Origin of the sequence: Pseudoxanthomonas taiwanensis (genome assembly GCF_010093135.1) — a bacterium.
Lineage (GTDB): Bacteria > Pseudomonadota > Gammaproteobacteria > Xanthomonadales > Xanthomonadaceae > Pseudoxanthomonas > Pseudoxanthomonas taiwanensis.
In genome coordinates, this window is record NZ_PDWK01000136.1 from 1 (window position 1) to 1,605 (window position 1,605).

Consider the following 1,605-nt stretch of genomic DNA (forward strand, 5'->3'; position numbering starts at 1 on the left):
GGAAGTCCGAAAGCGGGCTTGTTTCAGAGCGCGGGACGCGCTTGCGGAGCGCTTGAGCAGCGAGAAATCCGCGCTGCCGACCGAGTCGGGGGCTTCGCCGGGTCGAATTTCAACAGGCTGCTAGGCCGCTGCGCGCCGCGAGCGGGCCAGGTGCGGGCGCCCGTCGCCGGTGTCGAGCGGCCGCTGCAGTTGCAGCCAGGTGCGGCCGGCGCCCAGTTGCGTGGTGGCGTGCCAGGCATCGCCGCGGTAGTGCAGGTGCGCGGCCGCCAGGCTGGTCCGTCCCCAGGCCACGCCGCCGCCTGCCGCGAACGGCAGGTGGGCAGGGCCGTGGGCCGCCGCCACGCCGGCCAGCAGACGCGGTCCGAGCCACGGCCCGCTGCCGGCCAGGATTCCCGGGGTGCCCGGGCCGGCGGCGGACCAGGCCAGCGGCTGCGGGGCGTGGGACAGGCGCGCCAGCTGCGCGTCGAGCCGCCCGGCGGCGGCCAGGTGCCAGTGCAGGCGTGCCTCCAGCCCGGCATGGGCGTGTCCGGCCAGGCTTTCGAAGGCGCGCTCGGCCCGGCGCGGATCGTCCAGCCCCAGCGGCGGCGCGATCGGACCGAGCAGTCCCGGCGCGCCGTCCAGCGCGGCCTGGACGTTGGCGGCGGCGGCCACCGCCAGCGGGCTGGCGCCGCCGGCCTGCATGGCCTGGTCCAGCTCCACATGGGTGAGGTCCAGCCACAGGTCCTGCGCCTCGTAGCGCGGGGTGCCCTCGATGAACATCGAGCGGGCCTCCCAGGTGTCGAAGCGGCCGCTGATTCCGCGCTCGGCGTGGAGGATCCAGTGGGTGCCGATGGAGGGCGGGGCATAGGGACCCCACGCGTCGGCGTAGGGCAGCAGGGCCCGGGTGCCGGCCAGGCGGGCCTGGCCGTCGACATGCAGCGGCGCCGCAATCTGCTCCCACTCCGGCGGCAGCAGCGCGAACTCCAGCGTGCCCTCGGCCGATTGGCTGACGTCGCCGCCGATGCGCATCGACGTACCGTAGTGCATTCCCGGTGCGTACACCGTGCCGGCGTTGGCCAGGTCGCCGTGCACGGTTTCCCACAGGTCCACGGCGCCGTGGTTGTCCGCGTTGCCGCGTACATCGCCGAACACTGCCAGCCGGCCCTGCGGGCCCACGTGCACGTTGGGAACCAGCCCGGGGGCTCCTGGCATGCTGCTCACGCGCAGCACCCCGCCTTCCACGCGCGTGCCGCCTGCGAAGCGGTACCCGCCCTGCAGGTCCAGCGTGCCCACACCGCGGAACACCAGGGCACCGGTGCTCTGCACGGGCGGCAGCACCTCTTGCTGGTCCTCGGCGAGGCTGACGATGCAGTCCATGGCCGGGTCGGGGCAGGGATTGAAGGCCGGCACCGGCCCCCCCGCCGCCGGACCGGCGGCGACCGCGGTGCGGCCGGCCAGCTGCAGCCCGGCGCCGGCCGGCTCCAGGCTGATGCGGTAGACCTGCGGCCGCTGGCTCTTGTTGGCCAGCTTGAGGGTGTAGTGGTTCTCGATGCGGCCGTCGTCCAGCTGCTGGTACAGCGCGTTGCGGTCACGCAGCACCTCGGCGATCAGCTCGCTGCGGTGGGT

The 1,605-nt window shown here is 74.5% G+C and carries 1 protein-coding gene; it reads right to left on the bottom strand.

Features of this window, described 5'->3' with window-relative positions:
- Positions 1–120: 120 nt before the first annotated feature.
- A partial coding sequence (locus CR938_RS14225) for a FixG Ig-like domain-containing protein (RefSeq protein ID WP_281350287.1) occupies positions 121–1,605 on the bottom strand: 1,485 nt, incomplete at its 5' end.